The organism is Kitasatospora sp. NPDC059646 (assembly GCF_042734615.1).
In the GTDB taxonomy this organism is placed as follows: domain Bacteria; phylum Actinomycetota; class Actinomycetes; order Streptomycetales; family Streptomycetaceae; genus Kitasatospora.
Genome location: NZ_JBHWDS010000096.1, coordinates 1 through 11,426, shown reverse-complemented (window position 1 = coordinate 11,426; position 11,426 = coordinate 1). Strand labels below are relative to the sequence as shown.

Genomic DNA, 11,426 nt, shown 5'->3' with positions numbered 1-11,426 from the left:
CGCCGCACCCTGGCCACCATCAAGGGCAACCTGTTCTGGGCCTTCGCCTACAACGTGGCGGCCCTGCCGCTGGCCGCGACCGGCCTGCTCAACCCCATGATCGCCGGCGCCGCGATGGCCTTCTCCTCGGTCTTCGTGGTCGGCAACAGCCTGCGGCTGCGGACCTTCAAGGCCCGCTGAGCTTCGATCGGCGGCCCGGCCCGGGAGACTCCCGGGCCGGGCTCCGTCGTTCCCGGGACTTGTCGGGACTGCCCGGGACTGCCCGGGACTTCCCGGGACTTCCCGGGACCGATCAGTTTCCGAGAAGCCCCACCGGCGGGCCCGTTCCTACGATGAAGAACGTCAACGGGACAGCGGAACGGGAGAGCCGGCCATGGCGGAGAAGCACGAGGGTTTCACGGCGGACGAGCGCGCGGCGATGAAGGAGCGCGCCAAGGAGTTGAAGGCGGAGTCGAAGCGGGCGTCGGCCGCCGCGAAGGCCGCCGAGGCGGAGCGGGACCTGCTGGAGAAGATCGCCGAGATGCCGGCCGAGGACCGGGTGCTGGCGGAGCGCTTCCACGAGATCGTCACCACGGTCGCGCCGGAACTGGCCCCGAAGACCTGGTACGGCATGCCCGCGTACAACAACAAGGACGGCAAGCCGGTGTGCTTCTTCCAGAGCGCCGCCAAGTTCAAGTCCCGGTACGCGACGATCGGGTTCAGCGACCACGCCCGCCTGGACGACGGCGACATGTGGCCGGTGTACTACGCGGTCGCCGACCTGGGCGAGGCCGAGGCGGCGCGCATCACCGAGCTGGTGAAGCGCGCCGTCGGCTGAACGGGGCCCGCCTCAGGAGTAGGCGCGCAGGGTGAGCAGGGCGGCGAGGGTGACGCCCGGGCGGGCTTCGTGCTCGGTGGAGTCCGACCAGCGGGCCCAGTTGATCGGCCAGCCGCCGTCGGGCAGTTGGGCGGACACCAGGTGGACCAGGCCGCGTTCGAGCTCGGCGTCGGAGAACCAGGCGCGGGCCAGGCTGTCCGGGCGGGGCGCGAAGTCGTGCGGCAGGTGGTACTCGCGGGGCGCGTACCCGGGGGCCAGCCGCACCTGCTCCGGGTGGGCCGGGTCGAGCAGCACCAACTGCTGACGGCGGACCAGTTCGCCGAGTCGGGCGGCCTGTTCGGCGGCCCAGGCGCGGTCCGGCGAGGCGTCCAGGACGCCGACGGCGGTGAACACCTCGTACGGGTGGGTCGTGTCGATCGCCTCGACGGCGCGGCGGCAGAACTCCTCCGCGCCCTTCAGCCACTCGTGGCGGACGCCGTGGCGCAGCAGCGGGGCGAGGATCTGGCCGGTGGAGAGCAGTTCGGCCGGCGGGTCGTCGACGACCGGCACGAACGGCGGGTGCGGGTAGCGGCGCAGGCTCGGCAGGACGGCCGGCACGCCGCCGTCCGGGGTGGTCAAGGTGGCGGCCCAGTCGCAGAGTTGCTGTCCGCGCGGGCCGTTCAGCGCGCCGGCTTCGCCGAGGACGCGGGCGGCGGCGCCGGCGGCCAGCGGTTGGGCGGCCGGGCCCCGGACGTCGGGTTCCAGGCCGTACGCCCAGCCGCCGTCGGAGGTGCGGTAGGCGTCCAGGGCGGCGAGGACGCCCGCCGGGTCGGGGGCGTCGAACAGGTGGGTGAAGCGCCGTTGCTCCAGGACCCGGCCCGAGGTCCACAGGTAGTCGGCGGCGCGCTCGATCGTGCTGTCGTCGATCCATGCCATGCCCCGACCGTAGGCGGCCGCGGCGGGCCGTGACCGGTGTTCGCCGAGTGGCGCGGAAAAAGTTTTCGCGGGGGCGATGAGTTCCGCCGGGGTCGGTCGTCCATTCCTGTGACGGCAACGACGGCAGTGACGGAGGAACCCGGGATGAGCGTCAAGGGACCGGCCAGCTACTTCCCCTCGATCGAGCAGAAGTACGGGCGGCCGATCGCCGACTGGCAGGAGCTGATCCGCAGCTCGCCGCTGACCAGGCACATGGAGCTGGTCGCCTGGCTGAAGGCCGAGCACGGCCTGGGCCACGGCCACGCCAACGCGCTGGTCGCCCACGCCCTCGCCCGCTGACCGCCGCACCGCACAAAGGAGTTCGACCATGACCGAGTTCGTGACCTCTGCCGACGGCACTCGGATCGCCTACCGGGCGGCGGGTGAGGGCCCCGCCGTGGTGATCGTGGACGGGGCGCTCTGCCATCGCGCGTTCGGGCCGTCCACCGGGATCGCCGACCGGCTCGCCGACGGGCACCGGGTGTTCAGCTACGACCGGCGCGGGCGCGGGGAGAGCGGCACGGCCGACCGCTACGCGGTGGAGCGGGAGATCGAGGACCTGGCGGCGCTGGTCGCGGCGGCGGGCGGTTCCGCGACCCTGTTCGGCCTGTCCTCCGGCGGGGCGCTGGCCCTGCGGGCGGCCGGCGCGGGCATCGGCGTCGAGCGGGTCGCCGTGTACGAGCCGCCGTTCAGCACCACCGAGGAGCAGCGGGCCCGGTTCAGGGAGTACCGGGCGGGTGTGGAGCGGGACGTCGCCGCCGGCGACCGGGGCGCGGCGGTCGCCCGCTTCATGGCCTTCGTCGGCGCCCCGGAGGCGATGGTCGACGGGATGCGGCAGTCACCCGTCTGGCCGGTCCTCGAGTCGGTCGCGCCGACGCTGGTCACCGACGCGGAGGCGCTGGACGGCGCGGAGGGCGCGCCGGTGCCGGTCGGGCGGCTGGCCGCGCTGACCGTGCCGGTGCTGGTGCTGGACGGCGGGGACAGCACGCGGCCGCTGCGGGACGCGGCCCGGGCGACGGCCGCCGCCGCGCACGCCGAGTACCGCACCCTGGCCGGTCAGACCCACGAGGTGGCCCCGGAGGTGCTGGCGCCGGTGCTCGCGGAGTTCGTCGCCAAGGGCTGACGGGGCGGCGACAAAGGCACTGCGGCGCGATCGGCGCCCCTGCTACCGTCGGGGCACTTCACCTGGCTGTCCCGAGGAGCAGACTCCGATGCATGATGCCCGCGCCCTGATCGACCTGGGGGACGAGGCCGTCCGACGGCTCGCCCGTCGCGGCTACCGGCTCGACCTGTCCGCGCTGGAGGCGCTGCAGTCCCGGCGCAACGCGGGCATCCAGGCCGGTGACGAGCTGCGGTCCCGGTCGAAGCAGGTCGCGCAGGAGGTGCAGCGGACGGCCAAGCAGGGCGGCGACGTCTCGGAGCTGAAGGAGAGCGCCCGCGCGCTGAAGGAGCAGATCCAGCAGAACGAGGCCGAACTGGAGTCGGTCCAGCAGGAGTTGACGGAGCTGCTGCTGACCGTCCCGAACCTGCCGGCGGACGAGGCGCCGGACGGCTTCTCGGACGAGGACGCCACCGAGCTGCGCCGGGTCGGCGAACCGCAGGCGTTCGACTTCGCCCCGAAGGACCACGTCGACCTCGGCGAGGCGATGGGGATCATGGACTTCGGCCGGGCCACCAAGCTGTCGGGTTCGCGGTTCAGCGTGCTGCGCGGCACCGGTGCGGCACTGGAGCGGGCGATCGTCGCGCTCCTGCTGGACCTGCACACCCGGCGGCACGGCTACGTCGAGCACGCGGTGCCGTACCTGGTGAACCGCCGCACCATGACCGGCACGGGGCAGCTGCCGAAGTTCGAGGAGGACCTGTTCCGGACGGGCGTCGCCGACCGGGACCTGTTCCTGATCCCGACCGCCGAGGTGCCGCTGACCAACCTGTACGCGGACGAGATCGTGGCGCCGGCCGAGCTGCCGCTGGCGCTGACCGCGCACACCCCGTGCTTCCGCTCGGAGGCCGGCTCGTACGGGCGCGACACCCGCGGGCTGATCCGGCTGCACCAGTTCTCGAAGGTGGAGATGGTGCGGATCTGCGCCGCCGAGCAGGCCCGCGAGCAGATGGAGCTGATGGTGTCGCACGCCGAGGCGTGCCTGCGGGAGCTGGAGCTCTCCTACCGGGTGGTCGTGCTGGCGGCCGGCGACACCGGCTTCTCCTCGCAGCTGACGTACGACCTGGAGGTGTGGCTGCCCAGCCAGGGCACCTACCGGGAGATCTCCTCGGTGTCGGACTTCGGCACCTTCCAGGGCCGCCGGGCCGGCATCCGCACCCGGGACGAGAACGGGAAGCCGACGCCCGCGGCGACGGTGAACGGTTCGGGCCTGCCGCTGGGCCGGACCATCGCCGCGGTGCTGGAGCAGCACCAGCGGGCCGACGGTTCGGTGCTGCTGCCGAAGGCGCTGCACAGGTACCTGGGCTTCGCCCGGATCGCGGCCGACGGCACCCCGGTCGAGGAGTAGGACTCCCCTCCCCCGACAGCGGAGTCGACGGCGCGCGGCGGGCCGAGCCGCGCGCCGTCGGCGCGTTCAGGCGCCGGTGGGCAGGGTCGCGGACACCTGCCAGCCGGCGCCGTGCGGGCCGGCCGTCAGTTCGCCGCCGAGGTCGGCGATCCGGGTGCGCAGCGCGGTCAGGCCGGTGCCGCCGCCGGGGCGGGCGCGGGGGTGGGCGGGCCCGGAGTCGGTGACGGTAACGGTGAGGCCGGCGCCCGGCCGGTGGGCGAGGGCGACGGTGATCCGGTCGGCGGCGGGGGCGTGGCGGCGGATGTTGGTGAGGGCTTCCAGCGCGACCCGGTAGGCGGCGTCCTCGACGGCGGGCGGCAGGACGGGCAGCCCGTCGGGGTGGTGCAGGGCGGGCCGGTCGGGGAAGTGGTCGAGCAGGGCGGGGAGTTCGGCGAGGGTGTGGCGGCGCGGGGCGGCGTCGTCGGCGCGCAGGGTGTCGAGGGTGCGGTCCATCGAGGCGAGGGCGCGCTGCCCGGCGGCCTCCAGGCGGGCCAGCAGCCGGGCGTTCTCGTCCGGGTCGTAGGCGCCGACCTGGGCGGCCTGGACCTCCAGCAGGATGCCGGTGAGCTCGTGGGCGACGTAGTCGTGCAGGTCGCGGGCGACGGTCAGGCGCTGTTCGCGGCGGGCGTCGCGGACGGCGCGGGCCCGGCGGTCGTCCTGGCCGCGCAGGTAGAGGGCGCCGCCGAGGGTGGCGGCGACCGGTACGACGGACAGCAGCAGGCCGGCGACGGAGGCGTCCAGCGGCTCGGGCCGGCGCAGCGTGAAGCGCAGCGGCAGCAGCAGGGCGGCGCCGGCGGTCAACGCGCCGACCGCCCACGACCGACGGATCGTCAGGTGCCGTACCGAGCGGACCACCAGGACCAGCAGGGCGGCGAACTCGACGGGCATCCACAGCACGGTCAGCCCGTCGTCGCCGACGTAGCCGGCGTCGACGGCGAGCGAGATCAGCGCGGCTCCGGCGGGGGCGAGGACTGGCGAGCGCGGGCCGAGCGGGCGGGGCAGCGCGGTGAGGGCGACCACCAGGGCGGCGCAGACGGCGGGGAGCCAGGCGTTCCACGGGCCGAACGGGGCGGGCAGGAGCAGCAAGGCGGCCGCGACGGCGGTGAGGGCGCGCCGGGCGGTCATGCGGCCGGGCCGCCGGGGACGTCGGTGAGGTAGCCGAGTTCGAAGGCTCGCATGGCGATGCCGACCCGGTTGCGGACGCCGAGCTTGCGCTGGATGTGCGCGACGTGGGTCTTCACGGTGCCGGGCGAGATGAACAGGGCCGCGGCGATGTCGGCGTTGGTGCGGCCCTCGGCGACCTCGCGGGTGATCTCCCGTTCGCGGGCGGTGAGCGGTTCGGCCGGGGGTGCGGCGTCGGGGCGGCGCCCGGTGACGTGCTGGAGCAGCCGGACGGTGACGGAGGGGCTGATCAGGCTGTCGCCGGCCATCGCGGCGCGGACGGCCTCGATCAGCAGGGCGGGCCCGGAGCGTTTGAGCAGGAATCCGGAGGCTCCTCCGCGCAATGCGGGGTAGACGTACTCGTCGAGGTCGAAGGTCGTCACGACGACGACCTTCACCGGCGGGTCGGCGGCGGGTCCGCAGAGCTGCCGGACGACCTCCAGGCCGTCCATCCGGGGCATCCGCACGTCGACCAGGGCGACGTCGGGGCGCAGGGTCCGGGCGGCTTCGATCGTGGCGAGGCCGTCGGCGGCCTCGCCGACCACCTGGAGGTCGGATTGGGTTTCGAGGATGCGTCGCAGTCCGCGTCGGACCATTTCCTGGTCGTCGGCGATCAGTACCCGGATGGTCACCCGGCGGATTCTGCCACAGCGGGTTCGTCGTACCGGGCCGGGCAGCTGACGGGGCGTTACCGTCGGGGAATGGGCGAGGTGGTGCGGGCGAAGTGGCTGGCGCGGGCCGCGATCGGGTGCGGGGCGGCGGCGGTGGCGGTGCTGGCCGCGGGGGCGGGCCTGCGCGGCGCGCTGGTGGTGGCGGTCGGGGTGGCGGCGCTGGCGCTGATGGCGGTCGGGGTGTGGTGGGCGCTGTCGCGGCGCGGGCCGGTGCGCTGGCTGGGGGTGCTGCTGGCGGCGGTGGCTCCGGCGGGCGCGGTGGCGGCGTACGTCGGGGCGGGGACGTGGCCGTGGGTGCTGGCCTCGGTGCTGCTGTGGGCGGTGGGCCTGTGGCCGGCGCGGGCGGCGCTGCGGGCGGGGCGGGGGGCGCAGGAGATGCCGGAGCGGGAGGCGGCCCGGCCGCGCAGGCCGGTGCTGATCATGAATCCGAAGTCCGGCGGCGGGAAGGTGGAGAAGTTCCGGCTGCCGGAGCGGGCCCGGGAGTTGGGCGCGGAGGTGGTGCTGCTGGACCCGTCGGCGCCGCAGGACGTGGCGGAGCTCGCGGAGCGGGCGGTGGCGGACGGGGCGGACCTGCTGGGGGTGGCGGGCGGCGACGGCACGCAGGCGCTGGTGGCGCAGGTCGCGGCCCGGCACGGACTGCCGTTCCTGGTGGTGTCGGCGGGCACCCGCAACCACTTCGCACTGGACCTGGGCCTGGACCGGAACGATCCGGCGCGCTGCCTGGACGCGTTGACGGACGGCGTGGAGCTGCGGGTGGACCTGGGCGAGGTGGCGGGCCGGGCGTTCGTCAACAACGTGTCGTTCGGGACGTACGCGGAGATCGTGCAGAACCCGGAGTACCGGGACGCCAAGGCGTCGACGGTGCTGGCGATGCTGCCGGACCTGCTGGCGGGCTACGCGGGTGCGGAGCTGACGGCGGAGGCGGGCGGCGAGGTGCTGGAGCAGCCGCAGGCGGTGCTGGTCAGCAACAACCCGTACGACGCCGGGGACCTGCTGGACCCGGGCCGGCGTTCGCGGCTGGACCTGGGGCGGCTGGGGGTGCTGGGCGTGCGGGTGGACGGCGCGGCGCAGGTCGCCGACCTGGCGTTGCGTGGTACGAGTGCGGAGGCGGTGCGGACGCTGATGGGGCGTGAGGTGCTGGTGACGGCGGAGACGGCGAGGATTCCGGTGGCGGTGGACGGCGAGGCGCTGGAGCTGGACGTGCCGGTGCGGTGCGTGATCCGGCCGGCGGCGCTGCGGGTGCGGGTGCCGCGGGACCGGCCGGGTGCGGTGCGGTCGACGCCGCCGCTGTCGTGGCGCCGGCTGGCCCGGCTGGCGGCGGGCCGCGTCGAGGCGAACGGCGGTGCGCGGTGAAGGCGTTGACGCGGCTGGTGCTGGCCGGCCACCGGGTGGTGGCGGACCTGGCGGCGGTGGACGGGGCGGTGTACGTCGCGGTGGCGGCGACGCCGACGCCGACGCTGGACGAGGGGCTGCGGCGGCTGTCGACGGCCGCGAACCACTCGAAGCTGTCGATCGCGGTGGCGTGCGGCCTGGCGCTGGTGCCGGGCGCGCCGCGCCGGGCGGCGCTGGTGGGGCTGGGGTCGGTGGCGGTGGCGTCGGCGGCGGCGAACCTGGCGGGCAAGTCGCTGGCGCGGCGGGCCCGGCCGGACCGGGTGGCGGGGAAGGTGCCGCAGGCCCGGCACGTGCCGATGCCGGAGTCGGCGTCGTTCCCGTCCGGGCACACCGCGTCGGCGTTCGCGTTCGCCACCGGAGTGGCTTCGCAACTGCCGTGGGCGGCGGCCCCGTTGGGCCTGCTGGCGGCGTCGGTGGGCTATTCGCGGGTGCACACCGGGGTGCACTATCCGGGCGATGTGGTGGCGGGCGCGCTGCTGGGCACGGTGGCGGGCAGCCTGGTGGCGGGCGTGGGACGGCGGGTGAGCTGCCGTCAGGGCAGGTAGCGGTAGCCGAGGCCGGGTTCGGTGACCAGGTGGCGGGGCCGGTGCGGGTCGCGTTCGAGCTTGCGGCGCAGGGCGGCGAAGTGGACCCGCAGGTAGTTGCTGTGGTGTTCGTGGCCGGGCCCCCAGACGGCGGTGAGGATCTGCCGTCGGGTGACCAGCCGGCCGGGCGCGGCGAGCAGCACGCCGAGCAGTCGCCACTCGGTGGGGGTGAGCCGGACCGGGCCGTCCGGGCCGGTGGCGCGGGCGGCGGCCGGGTCCACGGTGTGGTCGCCGATCCGGGCGAGCGGCGGGGCGGCGGCGGGGGCGGGGCGGCGCAGGACGGCGCGCAGCCGGGCGAACAGCTCGTCCATGACGAAGGGCTTGGTGAGGTAGTCGTCGGCGCCGCCGTCCAGGGCCCGGATGCGGTCGGCGGGGTCGGTGCGGCCGGACAGCACGATGACCGGCGCGGCGCTGTGCATGCGCAGGGCGCGCAGCACGTCCATGCCGTCCCGGTCGGGCAGGCCGAGGTCGAGCAGGACGGCGTCGGGCGGAGCCTGTTCGGCCAGTGCGAGGGCCTGCCGGGCGGTGCCGGCGGTGACGGCCGCGTACTGGCGGGCCAGCAGGTTGAGGCGCAGGGTGCGCAGCAGGCGGGGTTCGTCGTCGACGGCGAGGACGCGGGTCATCGGGTTTCCTCGGGGGGTGCTTCGGTGGCGGCGGGCAGGGTGAGCAGCATGGTGGTGCCGCCGCCGGGGGTGTCCTCGACGTCGAGGGTGCCGCCCATGGCTTCGGCGAGGCCGCGGGAGAGTGCGAGGCCGAGTCCGAGGCCGGTGGTGTTGTCGGTGTCGCCGAGGCGCTGGAACGGCAGGAAGACCCGGTCGCGGTCCTCGGGCGGGATGCCGGGGCCGCGGTCGACGACGCGGATCTCCACCCGGTCGGCGTGCCCGGAGGCGGTGACCAGGACGGGTGCGCCGGGTGCGTTGTGCCGCAGCGCGTTGGTGACGACGTTGGCGAGGACGCGTTCCAGCAGCGGCGGGTCGGCGAGGACCGGCGGGGCGGTGTCGAGGTCGAGGGGGTGGACGGGCGTGCCGGGACGGGGCAGCGAGTCGAGGGCGCGCGGCAGGATCTCGTCCAGGTGGGTGGGCTGCAGGTGCAGGGTGAGGGCGCCGGCCTGGAGGCGGCTGAGGTCGAGCAGGTTGTCGACCAGCCGGGTGAGTTCGACCAGCGACTCGTCGGCGAGGGCGAGCAGTTCGGCCCGGTCGTCGGCGGAGAACTCGACCTCGGGGCTGCGCAGCGAGCCGACCGAGGCGAGGGCGGTGGCGAGCGGGGTGCGCAGGTCGTGGCTGACGGCGGCGAGCAGGGCGGTGCGCATCCGGTCGGCGGCGCGGATCGGTTCGACCTCGGCGGCGGCGGTGGCCAACCGGTCGCGTTCCAGGGCGGCGGCCAGGTGGGCGGCGAACACCGCCAGCACCCGGTGGTCGGTGTCGGGCAGCCGGCGCCCGGTGAGGACCAGCAGCGCGTCGGCGCCGACCGGCAGCTCGACGGTCTCGGGGTGCTCGTCGGGGGCCGCGGGGGCGTCGGTGCGGGCGAGCACCTCGCCGGTCGCGGGGACGAGCAGGGCGGCGGTGTCCAGGCCGAAGGAGGTGCGGGTGCGTTCCAGCAGGGCGGGGACGGCGGCGGCGCCGCGCAGCACCGAGCCGGCCAGCGTGGACAGGGTCTCCGCCTCGGCGGTGGCGCGGGCGGCCCGGGCGGTCTGCCGGGCCGCGTGGTCGACGACGGTGGACACGCACAGTGCGACGGCGGCGAACACGGCGAGCGCGATGAAGTTGTTGGCCTCGCCGATGGTGAAGGTGTGCACCGGCGGGATGAAGTAGTAGTTCAGCAGCAGCGACGCGACCAGTGAGGCGAGCAGCGCGGAGGTCGCGCCGCCGAGCAGCGCCACGGCGACGACGCCGAGTTGGAAGATCAGCGCGTCGGTGGTGAGGTTCAGCGCGGTGTGCGCCTGGGAGAGCGCGCCGGTCAGCGCCCAGGGGACGGCGAGCCCGGCGGCGTAGCCGGCGAGGGTGCGGCGGCGGGAGTTCCGGCGGCCGAGCGGGGGGAGCCGGCCGCGGCCGGTGAACGCGTGGGTGACCATGTGGACGTCGATGTCCTCGGACCGGTCGACGGTGGTCTCGCCGATGCCGGGGCCGGTGAGGAAGCGGTTGGTGCGGCCGCGCCGGCTGGTGCCGAGGACGAGCTGGGTGGCGTCGCGGGACCGGGCGAAGGTCAGCAGCGCCTCGGGGATGTCGTCGCCGACCACCACGTGGTAGCTGCCGCCGAGGGACTCGACCAGGCTGCGCTGTTCGGCGAGCCGGCCGGGCGAGGCGCCGGCCAGGCCGTCGCTGCGGGTGACGTGCACGGCGAGCAGTTCGCCGCCGGCGGTGCGGTCGCAGATTCGGGCGGCGCGGCGGATCAGGGTGGGGCCCTCGGGTCCGCCGGTGAGGGCGACGACCACGCGTTCGCGGGTCTCCCACACCCGGTCGATGTTGTGCACGGCCCGGTAGTCGCGCAGTCCTTCGTCGACCCGGCCGGCCAGCCAGAGCAGCGCGAGTTCGCGCAGCGCGGTGAGGTTGCCGACCCGGAACCAGTTGGCGAGCGCGGCGTCGACCTTCTCGGCCCGGTAGACGTTGCCGTGGGCCAGTCGGCGGCGCAGTGCCTGCGGGGCCATGTCGACCAGTTCGATCTGGTCGGCGCGGCGGACCACCTCGTCGGGGACGGTCTCGCGCTGCGGCACGCCGGTGATCTTCTGCACCACGTCGTTGAGCGACTCCAGGTGCTGGATGTTGACGGTGGTGATCACGTCGATGCCGGCGCCGAGGAGTTCCTCGACGTCCTGCCAGCGCTTGGCGTGCCGCCCGCCGGGGACGTTGGTGTGGGCGAGTTCGTCGACCAGGGCGAGTTCGGGGCGGCGGCGCAGCAGCGCGTCCAGGTCGAGTTCGGCGAACTCGGTGTCGCGGTAGCGCCGCACGGTGCGCGGGATCTGCTCCAGGCCGTCGAGCAGGCGGGCGGTGCGCGGCCGGTCGTGGGTCTCCAGGACGCCGACCACGACGTCGGTGCCGCGCTCCTGGCGGCGGTGCGCCTCGTCGAGCATCCGGTAGGTCTTGCCGACGCCGGGGGCCGCGCCGAGGTAGACCCGTAGCCGGCCCCGCCGGCGGCCGGGGGGCTGGGCTGCGGGGTCGACTGGCATGGCGGCTCGTCTCGCGGTCGTGGGCGGAAGGGGGTCGGGGACGCGGCCGGGGGGGCCCGGGGGGGCGGCGGGCGGGGGGGCGCGCCGCGCCCGGGCGGCAGCGTGGAGTGAGAGGGCTGAGCGCAGGGCGGTAGGTGC

Annotated in this window: 12 protein-coding genes; 7 read left to right on the top strand and 5 right to left on the bottom strand. The window is 75.4% G+C overall.

All coding sequences use genetic code 11. The annotated features are described in order from the left end of the window. A partial coding sequence (locus tag ACFV1L_RS35900) for a hypothetical protein (protein WP_380374395.1) occupies positions 1–180 on the top strand: 180 nt, incomplete at its 5' end. A gap of 193 nt (positions 181–373) precedes the next feature. Continuing rightward, positions 374–817 (top strand): iron chaperone, encoded by a 444-nt coding sequence (locus ACFV1L_RS35895; RefSeq protein ID WP_380374392.1) that lies wholly within the window; start codon positions 374–376, stop codon positions 815–817. Positions 818–829: 12 nt separating this feature from the next. On the opposite strand, the gene ACFV1L_RS35890 is transcribed toward ACFV1L_RS35895, so the two are convergent. Further along, on the bottom strand, positions 830–1,732 hold the full coding sequence (locus tag ACFV1L_RS35890) for a hypothetical protein (protein ID WP_380374389.1): 903 nt from the start codon (positions 1,730–1,732) through the stop codon (positions 830–832). Between the two features lie 144 nt (positions 1,733–1,876). Between ACFV1L_RS35890 and ACFV1L_RS35885 the strand changes: the two genes are divergently transcribed. The 3 genes from ACFV1L_RS35885 (at position 1,877) to serS (ending at position 4,278) form a co-directional block, all read left to right on the top strand. After that, positions 1,877–2,071 (top strand): DUF4287 domain-containing protein, encoded by a 195-nt coding sequence (locus tag ACFV1L_RS35885; protein WP_380374387.1) that lies wholly within the window; start codon positions 1,877–1,879, stop codon positions 2,069–2,071. Between the two features lie 28 nt (positions 2,072–2,099). Beyond that, the gene (locus ACFV1L_RS35880; RefSeq protein WP_380374384.1) at positions 2,100–2,894 is read left to right on the top strand and encodes an alpha/beta fold hydrolase; all 795 of its coding nucleotides are present in this window, start codon (positions 2,100–2,102) and stop codon (positions 2,892–2,894) included. 88 nt (positions 2,895–2,982) lie between these two features. Further along, positions 2,983–4,278, top strand: coding sequence for a serine--tRNA ligase (serS, locus tag ACFV1L_RS35875; protein WP_380374383.1), 1,296 nt, complete (start codon positions 2,983–2,985; stop codon positions 4,276–4,278). Positions 4,279–4,344: 66 nt separating this feature from the next. Here serS and ACFV1L_RS35870 read toward each other — a convergent pair whose 3' ends face one another. Continuing rightward, positions 4,345–5,442 (bottom strand): sensor histidine kinase, encoded by a 1,098-nt coding sequence (locus tag ACFV1L_RS35870; protein WP_380374380.1) that lies wholly within the window; start codon positions 5,440–5,442, stop codon positions 4,345–4,347. Beyond that, the gene (locus ACFV1L_RS35865; RefSeq protein WP_380374378.1) at positions 5,439–6,110 is read right to left on the bottom strand and encodes a response regulator; all 672 of its coding nucleotides are present in this window, start codon (positions 6,108–6,110) and stop codon (positions 5,439–5,441) included. The genes ACFV1L_RS35870 and ACFV1L_RS35865 overlap by 4 nt, the downstream gene beginning before the upstream one ends. 69 nt (positions 6,111–6,179) lie before the next feature. Here ACFV1L_RS35865 and ACFV1L_RS35860 point away from each other — a divergent pair, with 69 nt between their 5' ends. After that, positions 6,180–7,502, top strand: a complete 1,323-nt coding sequence (locus ACFV1L_RS35860; protein ID WP_380374375.1) for a diacylglycerol/lipid kinase family protein — start codon at positions 6,180–6,182, stop codon at positions 7,500–7,502. Next, positions 7,499–8,086 (top strand): phosphatase PAP2 family protein, encoded by a 588-nt coding sequence (locus ACFV1L_RS35855; RefSeq protein ID WP_380374373.1) that lies wholly within the window; start codon positions 7,499–7,501, stop codon positions 8,084–8,086. The genes ACFV1L_RS35860 and ACFV1L_RS35855 overlap by 4 nt, the downstream gene beginning before the upstream one ends. On the opposite strand, the gene ACFV1L_RS35850 is transcribed toward ACFV1L_RS35855, so the two are convergent. Beyond that, positions 8,074–8,748 carry a response regulator gene (locus ACFV1L_RS35850; protein WP_380374371.1) on the bottom strand — a complete coding sequence of 225 codons (675 nt, stop codon included), beginning with the start codon at positions 8,746–8,748 and terminating at the stop codon, positions 8,074–8,076. The two genes, ACFV1L_RS35855 and ACFV1L_RS35850, sit on opposite strands and share 13 nt — an antisense overlap. After that, a complete protein-coding gene (locus tag ACFV1L_RS35845; RefSeq protein ID WP_380374369.1) occupies positions 8,745–11,288 on the bottom strand; it encodes an ATP-binding protein in 2,544 nt (847 codons plus the stop codon). Before ACFV1L_RS35845 ends, ACFV1L_RS35850 begins: the two co-directional genes overlap by 4 nt. Positions 11,289–11,426 lie beyond the last annotated feature (138 nt).

Bases quoted from the DNA above. Each gene is read 5' to 3' on its own strand.
- ACFV1L_RS35895 (WP_380374392.1), top strand. From the start codon at position 374: ATGGCGGAGAAGCACGAGGGTTTCACGGCGGACGAGCGCGCGGCGATG.
- ACFV1L_RS35890 (WP_380374389.1), bottom strand. From the start codon at position 1,732: ATGGCATGGATCGACGACAGCACGATCGAGCGCGCCGCCGACTACCTG.
- ACFV1L_RS35885 (WP_380374387.1), top strand. From the start codon at position 1,877: ATGAGCGTCAAGGGACCGGCCAGCTACTTCCCCTCGATCGAGCAGAAG.
- ACFV1L_RS35880 (WP_380374384.1), top strand. From the start codon at position 2,100: ATGACCGAGTTCGTGACCTCTGCCGACGGCACTCGGATCGCCTACCGG.
- serS (WP_380374383.1), top strand. From the start codon at position 2,983: ATGCATGATGCCCGCGCCCTGATCGACCTGGGGGACGAGGCCGTCCGA.
- ACFV1L_RS35870 (WP_380374380.1), bottom strand. From the start codon at position 5,442: ATGACCGCCCGGCGCGCCCTCACCGCCGTCGCGGCCGCCTTGCTGCTC.
- ACFV1L_RS35860 (WP_380374375.1), top strand. From the start codon at position 6,180: ATGGGCGAGGTGGTGCGGGCGAAGTGGCTGGCGCGGGCCGCGATCGGG.
- ACFV1L_RS35850 (WP_380374371.1), bottom strand. From the start codon at position 8,748: ATGACCCGCGTCCTCGCCGTCGACGACGAACCCCGCCTGCTGCGCACC.
- ACFV1L_RS35845 (WP_380374369.1), bottom strand. From the start codon at position 11,288: ATGCCAGTCGACCCCGCAGCCCAGCCCCCCGGCCGCCGGCGGGGCCGG.